The 14,818-nt window shown below is 38.6% G+C and carries 15 protein-coding genes, 1 pseudogene and 2 riboswitches; of the genes and pseudogenes, 4 read left to right on the top strand and 12 right to left on the bottom strand.

Annotation, left to right across the window (positions count from 1 at the left end):
• Positions 1 to 270, top strand: a 270-nt coding sequence (locus ACIQXF_RS19715; protein ID WP_402786443.1) for a hypothetical protein, incomplete at its 5' end; no start/stop codon positions are given.
• Between the two features lie 683 nt (positions 271 to 953).
• On the opposite strand, the gene ACIQXF_RS19710 is transcribed toward ACIQXF_RS19715, so the two are convergent.
• From ACIQXF_RS19710 to ACIQXF_RS19690, 5 genes are read right to left on the bottom strand one after another with little or no spacing between them, the layout of a single operon-like run.
• Positions 954 to 1,088, bottom strand: coding sequence for a hypothetical protein (locus ACIQXF_RS19710; protein WP_402786441.1), 135 nt, complete (start codon positions 1,086 to 1,088; stop codon positions 954 to 956).
• Positions 1,089 to 1,145: 57 nt separating this feature from the next.
• The gene (locus ACIQXF_RS19705) at positions 1,146 to 2,153 is read right to left on the bottom strand and encodes a FecCD family ABC transporter permease (RefSeq protein WP_402786438.1); all 1,008 of its coding nucleotides are present in this window, start codon (positions 2,151 to 2,153) and stop codon (positions 1,146 to 1,148) included.
• Positions 2,146 to 3,147, bottom strand: coding sequence for a FecCD family ABC transporter permease (locus tag ACIQXF_RS19700; protein WP_402786435.1), 1,002 nt, complete (start codon positions 3,145 to 3,147; stop codon positions 2,146 to 2,148). The genes ACIQXF_RS19705 and ACIQXF_RS19700 overlap by 8 nt, the downstream gene beginning before the upstream one ends.
• Positions 3,148 to 3,172: 25 nt before the next feature.
• Entirely contained in the window at positions 3,173 to 4,096 is a 924-nt protein-coding gene (locus ACIQXF_RS19695) for an iron-hydroxamate ABC transporter substrate-binding protein (RefSeq protein ID WP_402786432.1), read from the bottom strand.
• Between the two features lie 14 nt (positions 4,097 to 4,110).
• Positions 4,111 to 4,899 (bottom strand): ABC transporter ATP-binding protein, encoded by a 789-nt coding sequence (locus ACIQXF_RS19690; RefSeq protein WP_402786429.1) that lies wholly within the window; start codon positions 4,897 to 4,899, stop codon positions 4,111 to 4,113.
• Between the two features lie 148 nt (positions 4,900 to 5,047).
• On the opposite strand from ACIQXF_RS19690, the gene ACIQXF_RS19685 reads away from it, so the two are divergent.
• Positions 5,048 to 6,094: an NAD(P)/FAD-dependent oxidoreductase gene (locus tag ACIQXF_RS19685; protein ID WP_402786426.1), complete on the top strand. Its 1,047-nt coding sequence runs from the start codon at positions 5,048 to 5,050 to the stop codon at positions 6,092 to 6,094.
• 260 nt (positions 6,095 to 6,354) lie between these two features.
• Here ACIQXF_RS19685 and ACIQXF_RS19680 read toward each other — a convergent pair whose 3' ends face one another.
• Positions 6,355 to 6,594, bottom strand: coding sequence for a hypothetical protein (locus tag ACIQXF_RS19680; protein ID WP_402786423.1), 240 nt, complete (start codon positions 6,592 to 6,594; stop codon positions 6,355 to 6,357).
• A 565-nt stretch (positions 6,595 to 7,159) separates the two neighbouring features.
• Here ACIQXF_RS19680 and ACIQXF_RS19675 point away from each other — a divergent pair.
• The gene (locus ACIQXF_RS19675) at positions 7,160 to 7,867 is read left to right on the top strand and encodes a class I SAM-dependent methyltransferase (protein ID WP_402786420.1); all 708 of its coding nucleotides are present in this window, start codon (positions 7,160 to 7,162) and stop codon (positions 7,865 to 7,867) included.
• 131 nt (positions 7,868 to 7,998) lie between these two features.
• Here ACIQXF_RS19675 and ACIQXF_RS19670 read toward each other — a convergent pair whose 3' ends face one another.
• From ACIQXF_RS19670 to metE, 6 genes and pseudogenes are all read right to left on the bottom strand, one after another.
• A complete protein-coding gene (locus tag ACIQXF_RS19670; RefSeq protein WP_402786417.1) occupies positions 7,999 to 8,574 on the bottom strand; it encodes a TetR/AcrR family transcriptional regulator in 576 nt (191 codons plus the stop codon).
• A 31-nt stretch (positions 8,575 to 8,605) separates the two neighbouring features.
• Entirely contained in the window at positions 8,606 to 9,316 is a 711-nt protein-coding gene (locus ACIQXF_RS19665; protein WP_402786414.1) for an MBL fold metallo-hydrolase, read from the bottom strand.
• Positions 9,317 to 9,521: 205 nt separating this feature from the next.
• Positions 9,522 to 10,886, bottom strand: a complete 1,365-nt coding sequence (locus ACIQXF_RS19660) for a PepSY-associated TM helix domain-containing protein (protein ID WP_402786411.1) — start codon at positions 10,884 to 10,886, stop codon at positions 9,522 to 9,524.
• A 204-nt stretch (positions 10,887 to 11,090) separates the two neighbouring features.
• A complete protein-coding gene (locus tag ACIQXF_RS19655) occupies positions 11,091 to 11,273 on the bottom strand; it encodes a hypothetical protein (protein ID WP_402786408.1) in 183 nt (60 codons plus the stop codon).
• A gap of 61 nt (positions 11,274 to 11,334) precedes the next feature.
• Positions 11,335 to 11,457 (bottom strand): hypothetical protein, encoded by a 123-nt coding sequence (locus ACIQXF_RS19650; RefSeq protein ID WP_370044855.1) that lies wholly within the window; start codon positions 11,455 to 11,457, stop codon positions 11,335 to 11,337.
• Positions 11,458 to 11,487: 30 nt separating this feature from the next.
• Positions 11,488 to 11,678, bottom strand: a riboswitch (cobalamin riboswitch).
• Positions 11,679 to 11,896: 218 nt separating this feature from the next.
• A pseudogene (gene metE, locus ACIQXF_RS19645) lies at positions 11,897 to 13,330 on the bottom strand (5-methyltetrahydropteroyltriglutamate--homocysteine S-methyltransferase).
• Positions 13,331 to 13,512: 182 nt separating this feature from the next.
• Positions 13,513 to 13,691, bottom strand: a riboswitch (cobalamin riboswitch).
• Between the two features lie 160 nt (positions 13,692 to 13,851).
• Here metE and ACIQXF_RS19640 point away from each other — a divergent pair.
• On the top strand, positions 13,852 to 14,730 hold the full coding sequence (locus ACIQXF_RS19640; RefSeq protein WP_402786404.1) for a CPBP family intramembrane glutamic endopeptidase: 879 nt from the start codon (positions 13,852 to 13,854) through the stop codon (positions 14,728 to 14,730).
• Positions 14,731 to 14,818 lie beyond the last annotated feature (88 nt).

Genomic DNA, 14,818 nt, shown 5'->3' with positions numbered 1-14,818 from the left:
TCTGTTCTTTCCTTCGCTTGGAGACTTCTATCCGGCGGTGCGACCTTACCTTCCGTCACGCTAATTCTATTCGTCACCTTGAGCTTTTTATCCGGCGACTCCCCTTTTCTTTCCTTCGCTTGGAGACTTCCATCCGGCGATGCGGCCTATCTTTCCGTCACCGCTATTTCTATCCGTCTCCTTGAGCTTTTTATCCAGCTGCTCCTCTGTTCTTTCCTTCGCTTCGAGACTTCTATCCGGCGATGTGGCCTTGCTTTCCCTCACCGCTAATTCTATCCGTCTTCTCGAGCTTTCTATCCGGCGATTCCTCTGGTCTTTCCTTCGCTTCGAGACTTCTATCCGGCGGTGCGACCTTGCTTTCCGTCACCGCTAATTCTATCCGTCTACTCGAGCTTTCTATCCGGCGATTCTTCTGGTCTTTCCTTCGCTTGGAGACTTCTATCCGGCGGTGCGACCTTGCTTTCCGTCACCGCTAATTCTATCCGTCTACTCGAGCTTTTTATCCGGCGATTCTTCTGGTCTTTCCTTCGCTTCGAGACTTCTATCCGGCGGTGCGACCTTGCTTTCCGTCACTGCTAATTCTATCCGTCTCCTCCAGCTTTTTATCCGGCGATTCTTCTGGTCTTTCCTTCGCTTGGAGACTTCTTTCCGGCGGTGCGACCTTACTTTCCGTCACCGCTATTTCTATCCGTCTCCTCCAGCTTTTTATCCGGCGATTCCTCTGGTCTTTCCTTCGCTTCGAGACTTCTATCCGGCGGGACGGCCTTTCTTTCCGTCACCGCTATTTCTATCCGTCTCCTTGAGCTTTCTATCCGGCACTTCCTCTTTTCTTTCCTTCGCTCCAAGACTTCTATCCGGCGGTTCGGCCTTGCTTTCCTTCACCGCTAATTCTATCCGTCTCCTCGAGCTTTTTATCTGGCACTTCCTCTTTTCTTTCCTTCGCTCCGGTACTTCTATCCGGCGGGACGGCCTTGCTTTCCTTCACCGCTAATTCTATCCGTCTCCTCGAGCTTTCTATCCGGCGCTTCCTCTGTTCTTTCCTTCGCTTCGAGACTTCTATCCGTCAGCTCGTCCTTTCTATCCGTCACTCGCGCCATCCTATCTCCGCCTTCACAAAAAAGAAACAACTGAACAGCCTAAGCCATTCAGTCGTTTTTTTGGAGTAAATATAAAAAATAGGGTGCACCGATACATGCTACGACAATACCTGCTGGTACTGTTGCGCTTGCAATGGCTACTCGGCCAATCGTATCCGCCAGCATTAGTAAGCTTGCGCCTATAAATAATGTGAGCGGTAAAAAGAACTGGAAGCGTGGTCCGACAAGCTGCTTTGCGATATGAGGGGCCATAAGACCGATAAAGGCAATACCTCCTGTCACCGATACGGCAGCCGCAGCTAATGCAACAGAGACCACTAATAATTGTAAACGTTCTCGCTCGATGTTCATGCCTAGACCAACTGCCGTTTGTTCAGTCATCGCAAGTACGTTCAACACATTTGCCTTATAAAAGATAAACGGAGTGCCTAACACTAGCCATGGCAATAAAGCCCAAAAGAATGGCCAATCTGTTCCCCAAACACTGCCTGCAAGCCATTGCGCTATAAACTGCACATCACTACGTTCAGCTGAGGAAATTAACAGTATCATCACACCGAATAAGGCAGAGGCAACACCTACGCCGACTAAAATAAGTTGAACCGGCTGTACACCTTCATTGCGCTTATACGAGAAAAAGTAAATGCAGCATGCTGTTAATAAAGCGCTAAAAAATCCTACAACTGGCAGCACATACGCGAAGTTAGGTAGATCACCATCTACAAATAAATAAAAAAGTGTAATCCCAACGCCTGCCCCAGCATTAATCCCGATAATACCAGGGTCCGCTAAATCATTCCGTGTCACTCCCTGCAAAACGGCTCCAGCCAATGCTAACGCCATCCCCGTAGCTGCCAATACAAACATTCTTGGCAAACGAACAGAAAACAAAACGAAGGATTCTTTAAAACTACCGTCTCCCAGTAAAATCGGTATTATCCGGTCAATTGAAACCGAGGCAGCCCCCATTGAAATACCCATGATAAAAATTACGATCGTGAATACTATCCAAGCTATTAACCATCTATGTTGTTTTCTCCGCACAACATTAAACAAACTGACGACCTCCCTTCCGCACAAGAAGTAAGAAGAATGGAAGGCCGATAATTGAAATAATGGCAACTACCGGTGTTTCATATGGGGCATTAATCATTCGACCTGCAAAATCCGCTGTTACCATTAACCATCCACCGACAATGGCACTCATCGGTAAAACAAATCGATAGTCTGTGCCAACAATGGCACGGACAATATGCGGCACCATTAAACCAACAAATGCTAGATTACCTACAAGTGCTACTGCGGAACCTGCTAATACTACAACTACGAGCATCATCATTCCTTTGATGACAGTTGTATTTTGCCCTAATCCAACAGCTACCTCTTCATTTAGACTTAATATGGTTAACTGACGACTAAACGCAAACGCAACCACTAGTCCTATTACGATAAAAGGAACAATCACTAAAGCTTGCCATGTTGTGCCGATTAAACCACCACTTGTCCACATCGAAACATCTTTGGAAATTTGAAATAATATTCCCGTAGCATCCGCTATTGCTTGTAATAGCGCAGATACCGCCGCACCAGCTAAGACAAGCTTTAATGGTGAAAAGCCATTTTTTGTAGAAGCACCAATACCATAGACAATTACCATCCCTATTCCTGCACCTACGAAACATGCAAAGATAAGCATATAAAAAGAGGTGTTAGGGATAAATGCCATCGTTAATGCAAGTGCCGCATTTGCACCTGCTGTTAGACCAAGAAGCCCTGGATCTGCTAATGGATTTCTTGTAACCCCTTGCATAATAGCCCCAGCGACTGCGAGTGCACTGCCCACAAAAATAGCAGCAATAATTCGAGGAAATCGAATTTCACGTAATATAGCATAATGCTTGCCACCACTTTGTCCTACAATCGCTTGATAGACATCTTGAATGCTCGTATTTGCCGCGCCGACACAAAGCGAGATCGTAACGGTCACCGCTAATAATATCAGTGCAAGCAACACCTTAAGCCCGAATGGGAAATGTCGAAACTTTGTCATTTGCCTTCGCTACTCTCTACTAAAATTATTGTAAAAACTTCTCTTTAAAGAAATTTAGTTGATATTCTAATGTTTTTGGATCATTAAAGTAAAATGCGTTGGCATTCACTTCGAATAAATGACCATTTTTCACCGCTTCTAAATCCTTAAACCATGCGGCATTTGTAACAGAACTACCCTGATCTTTAAACATACTGAAAATCACATAGTCACCTGCGTATTCCCCTAATACCTCTTGAGAAATTGCAAAATAACCTGGTTTTAAAGCATCTTCCTTTACTTTTTCAGGCATTTTCAAGCCCATTTCTTGATATAAAATTTCTGTCCCACGACCCCAGTTATCACCATAAACATACAATTGCTTATTGAACATTTCTGCAACAGTAACGGTTGCATCTTCACCGATTTTTTCTTTAATTTTCGTACCTACTTCTGCAGCACGCGCTTTAAAATCTTCTACCCATTCAGTTGCTTCTTTTTCTTTGTTGACAACTTTACCGATCTCGATAAATTGCTGTAAATAATCCACTTTACCATAAGTGAATAACACAGTTGGTGCAATTTCTGCTAATTTATCCGCATTTTCAATACCATTTAAACCAATAATTAAATCTGGCTCAAGCTCGATAATTTTTTCGATATCCGTATTCTCAACAACCATTGCATTTTTAATGTCCTCTTGGAAGTTTGGATTATCTGCAGCCCATGCATCAACACCCACAACATTAACGCCAAGCTGTAGTAAATCCCCAACAAATGAAGATAACACCACTACGCGTTTTGGGTGAGTTGGTACTTCAATAGGACCCGTTTCTGATTGATAGGTAATCGTTTCTGCTGATGATGCCTCTATAGAACCCTCATCTTTCTTTGAATTATCTTCTTTATTGCCGCACGCTGCTAGCACTAGTACGACCATCATAAACATTGGTAATAACCACTTTTTCATTGCTATATCCCCTTTTATACAAATTCTAATAAGTTATATGTAATGCACATTGGCTTGTTTGTTCGTGGATCTTTGCCAATGACCGCATCAATATGAAACACTTTTTCTAATACTTCCGGAACAATTACTTCCTCAGCTGTTCCAAATTTCACAAGCTCTCCTTTTGACAGTGCCACAATATAATCTGAAAAACGTGCTGCTTGATTCAAATCATGAAGCACCATGACAATTGTGCGTCCTTCTTCTTCATTTAGCTTATATAGCAATTCTAAAACCTCTAATTGATGTGCCATATCTAAGTACGTTGTTGGCTCATCTAAAAAAATAATATCGGTTTCTTGTGCTAATGCCATCGCAATCCACACGCGCTGACGTTGCCCACCTGATAAGGCATCGACCGATTGCAGGCGGAAGTCTTCTGTTTTTGTAACCCTTAAAGCCCAGTCAATGACTTCTTTATCCTTTTGCGATAAATTGCCGAAGCCTTTTTGATATGGAAAACGACCGTAGGACACAAGTTCTTCCACAGTTAAACCATGTGCACTTTCGGGGCTTTGTGGCAATATAGCCAGCTCTTTTGCTAATTCCTTCGTGTTCATCTTGGAAATATTTTGACCGTCTAAAATGACCTGTCCACTTTCATGCTTCAAAATTCTTGTAATAGCCTTTAAAAGTGTAGATTTACCACAGCCATTAGAACCAATAATCGTCGTTATTTTGCCGTCTGGAATTTGCAGCGATAAATCTTGCACAATCGTTTTGTTCTCATAGCCAATACGAATCGATTCAACTTGTAAACGCAAAACGTAACCTCTCTTTCCCTTTTCTACTTTCCATGATATGATGTTTAGTAGACGATAATGATAATCATTATCACTAAAGTTAGTCTAGTTTTCCAATAAGTTTTTGTCAAATACTTTTTTATTATTTTTGAAGGATGTGGCGGTTTAAATGCAACATATATACGATGTGACAATTATTGGCGGTGGCCCTGCAGGCTTATATAGTGCCTTTTATAGTGGTTTACGAGGTTTGAAAACGAAGTTAATTGAAAGTCAACAACAGCTTGGTGGTAAAGTTTTACTGTACCCTGAAAAGTTAATTTGGGATATTGGTGGTCACCCTCCTGTGTTAGGTGAGCAATTTGTAAAACAATTAATTGCGCAGGCAAAAACGTTTGATCCAACCATTTTAACAGGCACAAAAATTGATTTTATAGAACGCCAAGAAGATATTTTTGTTCTCCATACTGCACAAGGCGATAAACATTACTCAAAAACAGTTCTTTTAGCAGTTGGCGGTGGTATTATTAATCCTCAAAAGCTGTCACTAGAAGGTGCAGAAAAATATGAAATGACAAATTTACACTATACCGTGCAATCCTATCAACGCTTTGTGGATAAGGATATCATTATTTCTGGTGGTGGCAATGCGGCCATTGATTGGGCAGTTGAACTTATTCCAATCGCTAAAAACGTAACGGTTGTTTATCGTAAAGATAAGCTTTCTGCTCACGAAGCAACAATTCAAGAGGCATTAGATGCAGGAGTACAGATTGAATGTAATACAACGATTACAAAATTGACGGCCAATGTCGACAAAACAGCTATTCAACTCGTTACGTGTAAAAATTCGAAGACAAAGCAAAGCTACACACGTCAAATCGATGAGGTTATTGTTAGCCATGGCTATAACCGCGAAGCATCACTTGTATTAGATCAAGCCATCGCCCTACCCAAAAAAGATGATTATTATTTTGAAGGGAAAGCAACAGGTGAAACAGCACAGCCCGGGATATTTGCAGCAGGAGATATTTTAGCGTTTGAGGGAAAAATTCATCTTCTCCTAGGTACCTTCCAGGATGCAGCCAATGCCGTAAACTCCATTAAAACGTATTTAGAACCGTCTGCTTATCGCCACGGGGTTGTTTCGTCACATAATGAAATATTTAAAGAGAAAAATCGTTCGCTCATTGAAAAGCAACTTTTCCAAGCATAAAAATATACAGACCCTGTTTCTACTAACTGGATTACTCGGACCTATTACTTTAAGCGCTACGCAAGTTTTATTAGTTTTATTTTGCATTATGATTACAGCAATTCCATTAACGATGGTTATTTTTTCGAAACTAATTTAATGATTAATCTGTACAAAAACAAAAAATAACGTTCCCAAATCAAAGTTAGGGAGTACAAAAAGCGCCATGAAACGCTATTAATTCAACGTTTCATGGCTTTTCCTATGAACACTATTAAACACTATCTAAAGAATCTTAAAAGTGATCCCATTTGTCTTAACATACCAACGCCATTTGTTATTGTTCCCGCATGGCCCATAATTGTATTTATATGTTGTGGTAATCTTCCAAATCTAGAGGCTTGTGGTTGTTGATTAGGGTAATGGAAAGGTTGCTGTTGTCTACCTAGATTAGGAGGACCAAAACCTTGTCTGTATCTTGGCGGAAATGGTCCCCTTCCAGGATTCGGCGGAAAAAACATCAATTCACCCCCTATTAGAAAACTTTAAAATAGTATATGTCCGTATTTTTTTATGGCTTAGACATTCGGAGATGTTGCTAAAAAATATTATACAAATTTATCTTGTAAAAAATATTAAAATCTAGTGATTTTCGCTGCCCTTTTCTGTAAAGTGAATCTTCAATCAGTGGATTCTCTATTCCCACTGATTGTTAGGCTTCACCAATCGGGCTTTTTCGGGCAGTTTTTTCGCTTCACTTTCATCTAAAAGGGAGAAGCTTGCACCTATCGCTTCGCTTTTAGTACAGATAGAATACTGCCCGTTAATGAGGGATAAAGTGAATCTTCAATCAGTGGGGTTCTCTATCCCCACTGATTGTTAGTCTTCACCAATCGGGCTTTTACGGGCAGTTTTTGCTTCACTTACATCTAAAAGTGAGAAACTTATACCTATCCCTCGCTTTCAGTACAGATACATTACTACCCGTTAACGAGGGATAAAGGTGGTTTCATGACAGCTTTATCTCTCTAATAGGAACCATACTAGTTTTAATTTCATATTATACGATTAAGACGAAAAAAGAAGGTGGTTCTGATTCAAAATTCCAAATATCTGGATTTTTTATCCAAATTCGGTATTGGAGGGGCTCATCCTGGAGGTATTAATCTTACAAAGGAAATATTCAATAAAGAGAACATCAGCAAAACTTCCCAAATTTTAGATGTAGGATGTGGTACAGGCCAAACCTCTGCCTATCTGGCCTCCAAATATGGAGCAAAAGTAACTGGTATCGATACCAATTCAATAATGATTGGGAAAGCTATAAGGAGAATGAAAAAAAACCGCTTACCCGTAAGAATCATTCAGTGTTCAATAGAACAAACACCATTACCGGATAATACATTTGATTTCATTATTTCTGAATCTGTTCTTTCTTTTGTCAATAAACCTAGTGCCCTGAAAGAAATCTTTCGTTTATTAAAAAGTGGCGGTCGCTTTATTGCCATTGAATTTACCGTTAATAAACGACTTGAGACAAAGATTGAAGAGGAAATCAAACAGTTTTATGGATTTGATACCTTCTCAATGAAAAAAGATTGGGTCGATTTGTTTCAACAGGCCGGCTTTAAAAATATTCGTATACAAAAAAACAAATCAATCTCTTCCCTACCTGAATTCCATCACTCGAAGGATATAGAACCTGAGCTTTACGAGGTAATGGATAAGCATTTTAAAATGATTTTAGACTATGATGGTGTTTTAGACTATAGAATTTATTCATGTACGAAATAGTTTACGGATTCACAATTACTTTCTAAATGAAAAAAAGCAGCAGACTCATTTATAGACAAATCTACTACTTCAACATCTATTCCTTTGTTTTTGTGGCATTGAACAATACTAGCTTTTTATCTATCATTTATTTACTTGTATTGATTTTCATTAATCGTAACTGCATGAATGCCCTCAATAAAGGTATTGATTAAGATTGAAAAGCTTTTGTTGATGTCAAGAGGCATCCCGAATCCACCCATCTGTTCAATAGAAGTGAATCCATGTAGAATACTTCGTAATCCTCTGACCATATGAATTGCAAGTTCTTCTTGCAAATTATAGGCATCTAGCACTTGAACAACAAGTTGCACAACAGATTCTTGAGCTTGCTGTAGTTCCTGATTGTTAGCATCTGGATAGCGAGTGCTAGCATCATACAACCCTGGATGTTCCCTAACAAATTGAATATATGCTTTACTAATTGCACGAACGGCATCATCACCTGAACGTCCCACTGCAGCTTGAAGCATATATTCATTTAGTTTTTTTACTCCTTGAATGGCTAACCTCTGCTTCAATTCATTTAACCCATCAAGATGGTTATACAAGGAAGGTGGCCGGACCTCCAATTTTTCGGCTAATAATCCAATTGAAAGTTGATCCAATCCATGTTCATCAACTAACTCTGTTGCACTTTGTAAAATAATCGATAAATCTAACTTCATACGACGGGCCATTTTATGCTCCCTTTCTATTTTAATTGTAAAAAATTTTTTCTGCTTCCGCTATTGCTAGATCCAAAAGCTCCTGGGGTTGCTGCAACATCTTTCCATGACCCACAGCAAGTAAGCTTGGATTCAAATCTCTTAATTTTTTTGCGCTATTAAGAGCTGTGCTTTTATCCCATGTAGCTAGAGCAGGAAACGGGAACAACGGATACATCATTCCTGATACTACTAGCTTTCCTCTAGTTGTGAAGGCATCCCCAGCAATTAAACTTCTATTACGTGTGTCGAAAAGAGAGATGGAACCGGGTGTATGACCTGGGGTTGCAATCACTTCTAATGAGCCAACACGATCACCTTCTTCAAGCAATAAGTCCGGTTTGGTTTTAATATTTTTTGGAAGACCTCCACGAATTGGTGTGTTTTTTTCATTTGGTAGCAGAGTACTATTTCCTTCCAATAATAGGGCATCTCTTGAAGAAATGCACACCTGACTCTCTGGCAATAATTCTTTTAACGTGTCTAGCGCTCCTATATGATCATTATGTGCGTGCGTAATGATGATTCTTGTAATCGGTTTTCCTATATTTTTAGCTGCATTCATTATACTTTTTGCACTATATGGTAATCCTGCATCGATCAGTGTAAGCTCGCTATCCTCTTCTACAAAGTAACAATTAACAGGAAATATTCTTGGCATAAATGACAATTGTAATACTGTACCAATCTTTGTAATTTTCATTCGATATCAAATCCCTTCCGTTAAACTAATCATATTATCATTTTAACTAATTTAATTAGTTTTTGCAATATTTAAATAGGTAATATTTTTAAGTAGCAGGTAAGAAAGGCTGACTTTAAGCACCTACTACCTCCCTCTTAACCTACTCCAAGATGAAAAGCGATACTGCTTCCCCATTGGATGAGGGCACAGTATCGCTTTAAAATTAATTAACTTCTTTTTTCGCTAATTTATTTTTAGTCGCCAAATTTATGATTATTTCAACGAGTAGGACAGCAATTAAAGAAAGTCCGAAAAGTGGCATCAGTATACCTAAAATTATCATGAAAATGACAAAAGGAATGGATACCTTTTGAGAAATTTTAGGTGGTGCAGAAAGAAGACCTTTCTTCTTTCGTAGCAACCATGTTCTAACTCCCCAAGCAATAACTACTAAAAATGCTAGACATACAAGTAAATTTATTAATTTATTTGGCCAGCCAAACAAATGACCTTCATGCAATGGAATTCCCCAAGTGAACCATTTAGCAAGAATTCCATAGTCCTCATAGCCAACTTTGTCTATAAATTTCCCACTATACTGATCAAAATACATTGTCGTTTCATCATACGGACTAACATCAAGGCCTGTTACCCCTGTGTTACTAGACTTGGCAACAGTATATACACCGTCCTCACTTGTCGGATAAATAATAGCGTATGGCTTTGATATATTCATGGCATCTATTTCATTTTGCAGCTTCTCCACACTTAATTGGTTAGGATTAGCCATATAGCCCATATCTGCTCCCATACCATGATGAGCATGTCCTGAATCTGACTTTGGCCCATCTTCTTGACGAGTAGCCCACGGAATCTCACTGACGTCAGATGTAGGAGGCTGTTGCTGTAACAATGGAGTGCCGAAAGACGGATGATCTTGTGATGCTTGGTAAATAAATTTCCCCATCAATGCAGACCATGGTAAGCCTGTAAAAATGATAACGAGCATGGGAATAGTAATAATAGTCCCTACGAGTGCATGAAATTTCCTACTGTTTTGACGTTTGTTTGTTTGCTTTGTGTTCTTTAATAGCCTTGCTTTAATTGTCATGTATACGCCTGATAGCAATAAAAAGACAGCCCAGCACGCAGCTAATTCAACTAAATAATTGACGACCGTTCCCCCAATAAATAAGGAACTATGGGCATTTCTCATAATATTTGCAAATGTGTAACCAGCATCTTGACCACCGATAATTTGGTTATGATGATCTAAAAACACATATTTTTCGTTGCCATCTGCATTCTTCATTGATAAACGAGTATTGTAAGGCTCTTCTAACTCTATAATTTTATTGGTTTTATAGCCTGCATATGATTCTTCTGCAAGTTTAACAGCATCATCAATAGATAGTACCTCGGTTTTTCCACTTTCACCAAAAAAGTATTTATCATATAACTGATTTTCAACATTGGTATAAAATAAAAAACCGATACCACTTAAGGTTAGAGAAATAAGAAGTGGTGTAATAAATAATGCTGCATAAAAGTGCATTCGCCAAAAGCTCTGATAAAGCGTATTTTTCATTTTAATTCTCCAATCTATAATAATAAGCGCAAAATTATTATATAGATAAAAAGTGAAATATGTATGAAGTCCTAGTAAATAAAAAGAAAAAAAGTGCCTTTTGAAAGACACTTTTTTCTTAATGACAATATTAAATTAACGATTCATATAAAAGGCTATTCAATGCCCCTTCAAAATGATGAACATTCCAGTAGCCTATCCATTTTACCCAATTAGTTCTTTCATTACATTTGTATAAGCTGTTAAAATATCATACTCATGGACAGCATCCTGACCAACATACTGTTCTACTAACTCTTTTAATGATTTAGAAGCATTATCAAACTGCTTTTGCATAATTTCAAATTTCAACAGACTTTCATAATACTCGATTACTTGTGGATTCATGTGTAACACTCCTTCAATTTTAGCATAAAAAAACATCTTTCCTTCTTCAGAAAGATGTCTACTATGACAAATACACGACATAATACGGTGATTGCCATGGCGAATAAAGCTGTCTATTAGAAATAGAAGCTACCTTTTTAGCAATCATCGTACTATGAGCATGCAGGAGAATTTCTCTAGTCACACTCAACACCCCCTATCCTCGTAGGTTTTTTGGTTGTACTAGATACAGGCAGGTCTCCTGGCTTATGTTCATCACACCTTTCACCTTCCCATTACAATTCATAACAGTGGTCTTTTGAAACGTGCTCCCATTTACAGTTGCGGGACAGCGTCGGATTTGCACCGATCTTCCCTTTTAAACAAATCAAATTTCTGATTTGTACCTCTATCTTATTATTCCGTTTTTATTATTATACCATAGTATCTGGTATAATTGAGTATTTCTACCATCTAAGCGTCTGTTTGACTAGTCTATCCATCGCTTCGACCACGTTATCGTCTCTTTCAACCCTGCTACCTTCGCTTAAATTTCTTCTGTAGTTGCCACTTCACTTTTACTATAAAAATTTCTGCCGAATAAAAAGTAAAACCTGACCTCTAAAAAGAAGTCAAGTTTCTTCTTAAAGTATCAATTGTTGGACTTGTTGTCGGAGAGTTTTTGCTGCAGCTACCATATGCGCCAGTGCTGCAACTGTTTCTGATTCCTTCCTTGTTTTTAAACCACAGTCAGGATTCACCCAAAATTGATTTTTTGATAAAACCTGTAAGCTATCCTGCATAATACTCAGCATCTCTTCTTCACTCGGTACACGTGGACTATGAATGTCATAAACGCCTAGCCCAATCCCTTTTTCATATGGATTGACTTGCAGAGAAGAAATCAGCTCGCCATGGCTCCGTGACGTTTCGATTGAAATAACATCAGCATCCAATGCACTAATTGGCTCGATAAAATCATTAAACTCACAATAGCACATATGTGTATGAATTTGTGTTTCATCCTTCACATTAGATGTAGCAAGTTTAAAAGCATTCACTGTCCACTCTAAGTAAGCTCCCCAATTTTCTTTACGAAGTGGCAAGCCCTCTCGTAATGCTGGTTCATCAACCTGAATAATTGAAATACCCGCAGCTTCTAGTGCTTCCATCTCTTTTCGAAGTGCCAAAGCAATCTGATATGATACATCCTTCCGTGAAATATCATCTCGTACAAAGGACCAATTTAAAATTGTCACAGGACCTGTGAGCATCCCCTTTACATAGCGATTCGTTTGGCTTTGGGCATAGGCTGTTTCTTTGACTGTCATTGGTGCTTCCCATGCAACGTCACCGTAAATAATCGGTGGCTTCAAACAGCGAGATCCATATGATACAACCCATGCTTTCTCCGTAAATGCAAAACCTGTAAGTTTTTCCCCGAAATAATACTCAACCATATCTGTGCGCTCAAATTCACCGTGTACAAAAACGTCGATATCTAGTTCCTCTTGAATAGTAATCCAACGCTTTGTCTCTTGCTCGACAAACGCTGCATAATCCTCATTAGAAAGTTGTTTCTTTCGCCATGCACTTCGTATACGTTTGACTTCGTCTGATTGCGGAAAACTCCCAATTGTTGTCGTTGGGAACAACGGTAATTGTAAGGCTAGTTGCTGATGTCAATTGTAAAGATTGTCCCTCATATTCTTGCACAATATAATGATAGTTTGTATTAAACCATTTCGTCATTTCACTAGCCACGGCTTCTTTACTACCGCGAGCTACCCCATAGTATGTTTGTAAATCAACTTTGCCACCCTGCCAATGCGCTTTGGAACTAAGCCAAACATCATTGCCGTATCCAACACTCTGTCATAAAGTGTGAAATCTCCAACAGTTATCATGTCTATGCCGAGGCGAAGCTGCTTGTTTATTCGAGCTAGGCGAATATCCTTTAAATGCTGTAAAAATTCATCCTCTGAAAGCTCATTTTTCCAAAAAGCCTCTAAAGCCTTTTTCCATTCGCGATCCTCTCCGATATACGGATAACCAACTGTAGTACTTGTATACGCCATATTAATCTCTCCTATCATTAAAAATAAAAAAAGCCACTCTCCTTTTTTGGAAAATGGCTGTCATTGCATATCAAAATTAGCTATCAAGAAACAATACGAAATCATTTCAAAATATCGTATTATTCATTGTCGCACAGGGCCGATACGGTCACATCTCACCACCTATTTCCACGTAGGTATTTGGTGTGTACTAGATATTGGCAGGTCTCCTGGCTTCTCATCAACACGCCTCACAGCCTTCCCAGTTTCCCAGTGGCAATTGTGATTTGCTCCGATTTACAGTTGCGGGACAGCGTCGGATTTGCACCGACTTCCCTTTTAAACCAAACTTTCATTTGGCACCAACTCTTACACAATATTTAATTATGTTTTACTATAACATATATTTTTCTGAAAAGTAGATTTATTTTCAGATTTGTTTGATTCAAAATACATCTAAATCATATAGTAATTTAAAAAAAGTCAGTGACCCTTTGCTCAAGGCTTGGGTATGAAAAACTTTTTTAAAAGGAGAATAGAAAATGAACTTAAAGAAAATATTAAATTCTCGACCATTGCTCTCTTTCTTCGTCATGTCATATGTGTTCTCATGGATTACATTAATTCCATTTATCTTATCGCAATGGAACATTTTGCCCAACACTAGTGCTTTTAGTATTTTTTTCACACTTAATTCGTTTGTAGGTCCTTTATTAGCTTCTTATATCATGCATCGCACTATTGGAGGTAAAGAATCCTGGAAAAATGTACTGAAAAAATTAATACAAGTTAAGGTTAAATTTAGATGGTATTTATTCATTTTCATTGGTATTCCTGCTGTGATGTTTCTAGGAATAATTATTTTAAACGGTGGAACAATACCGAGCTTCCACAACCTGACATCTTCATACTTTGTTAGTTATCCAATACTATTTATTCTTATTTTCTTTTTTGGTGGACCATTGTCTGAAGAAATAGGTTGGCGTGGCTTTGCCTTACCACGAATGCAATTAAGATATGGGGCATTAAAGGCATCTTTATTCATTGGAGTTCTATGGGCCTTGTGGCATTTACCTCATTTCTTAACAGTTGCACAAAAGGGAGGACCCGGAACTGAGTTATCTATTTTTTATATCAATTTACCGATCTTTATCTTGTCGTGTATAGCTATTTCAATCATCTTTACTTGGGTTTTCAATCGTACTCAAGAAAACCTATTTATTGTTATCTTGCTACACACCAGTTTAAATACCTTTAGTACAATTCAGCCATATCTATCAAGACCCCTTTTGACTAAAACAGATTTGCCTTTCTTAATAGGGGTTGCATTTCTAGCTCTTCTAATTCTGATCTTTACCCGCGGTACTCTTGGATATATACAGAACAGCAATATGTTACTCGTTAAAGACATTCAAAAGTAAACAAGACTTTCCTTCAACTAGTTAAAAATAGTAACGAAAATTAGACTATGAATAGTTGTTGGAAAATAATATGATCCAGCATTTTTCA

Source organism: Lysinibacillus sp. NPDC097231 (assembly GCF_044761885.1).
GTDB lineage: Bacteria > Bacillota > Bacilli > Bacillales_A > Planococcaceae > Lysinibacillus.
This window is presented reverse-complemented; position numbering and strand designations above follow the sequence as displayed.

Bases quoted from the DNA above. Each gene is read 5' to 3' on its own strand.
- ACIQXF_RS19700 (WP_402786435.1), bottom strand. From the start codon at position 3,147: ATGACAAAGTTTCGACATTTCCCATTCGGGCTTAAGGTGTTGCTTGCA.
- ACIQXF_RS19695 (WP_402786432.1), bottom strand. From the start codon at position 4,096: ATGAAAAAGTGGTTATTACCAATGTTTATGATGGTCGTACTAGTGCTA.
- ACIQXF_RS19685 (WP_402786426.1), top strand. From the start codon at position 5,048: ATGCAACATATATACGATGTGACAATTATTGGCGGTGGCCCTGCAGGC.
- ACIQXF_RS19680 (WP_402786423.1), bottom strand. From the start codon at position 6,594: ATGTTTTTTCCGCCGAATCCTGGAAGGGGACCATTTCCGCCAAGATAC.
- ACIQXF_RS19670 (WP_402786417.1), bottom strand. From the start codon at position 8,574: ATGAAGTTAGATTTATCGATTATTTTACAAAGTGCAACAGAGTTAGTT.
- ACIQXF_RS19665 (WP_402786414.1), bottom strand. From the start codon at position 9,316: ATGAAAATTACAAAGATTGGTACAGTATTACAATTGTCATTTATGCCA.
- ACIQXF_RS19660 (WP_402786411.1), bottom strand. From the start codon at position 10,886: ATGAAAAATACGCTTTATCAGAGCTTTTGGCGAATGCACTTTTATGCA.
- ACIQXF_RS19655 (WP_402786408.1), bottom strand. From the start codon at position 11,273: ATGAATCCACAAGTAATCGAGTATTATGAAAGTCTGTTGAAATTTGAA.
- ACIQXF_RS19640 (WP_402786404.1), top strand. From the start codon at position 13,852: ATGAACTTAAAGAAAATATTAAATTCTCGACCATTGCTCTCTTTCTTC.